Here is a 571-nt window from a genome sequence, read left to right as displayed (position 1 = left end):
GTGAACGATCGTATTTTCCACCATGAAGCGGGTTCGAACACCTGGTAAAAAAGAGCAATAGGCTATTTCTAATCTATTGAATTAAAATAGCAATTTATTTTATCGAGAGATATTTAGCATTCAACTCGCGTTAATAACCGTCTTATTTACGTCGCAATTCCCCCACGCTACTATCCCGACAAAAGCAGCCCATAAATAACAAGCCAGTTTATTTCCAGGCATTAATAAATTTGTCAGTCAGATGAATTAATAAAAAACATACCTGGCGTAAATAATTCTCACCAAATAACGGCCCTGGCGCCGGCTTTACGGGCACTAGAGAAGGAAAGAAAATGAAAATAATCACGCTGTGTCTGGCGACGGTCTTTGCCGGACTGGCCGCCAGCTCAGTACTCGCGGCAGAGGGCAAGCTGAATTTCATCGGCAAGGTCGTGAACGCCTCCTGCAAGCTCGAAGGGGTGAGCGACAGCGGGGTCATCGACGTCAGTATGGGCGCTATTCCGCTGTCGAGACTGAAAAACAGCCAGTCTGGCACCGGGCCGGCGGTCGGCATCGACATTCGCGTTAAAGA

The 571-nt window shown here is 47.1% G+C and carries 1 protein-coding gene; it reads left to right on the top strand.

What is annotated here, in order from left to right:
- Nucleotides 1-332 precede the first annotated feature (332 nt).
- The coding region (locus CWM53_RS15275; protein ID WP_413773715.1) for a fimbrial protein at nt 333-571 on the top strand (239 nt) is incomplete at its 3' end.

The sequence above is a fragment of the Klebsiella sp. A-Nf5 genome, assembly GCF_002810545.1.
GTDB lineage: Bacteria > Pseudomonadota > Gammaproteobacteria > Enterobacterales > Enterobacteriaceae > Klebsiella > Klebsiella variicola.
This window is presented reverse-complemented; position numbering and strand designations above follow the sequence as displayed.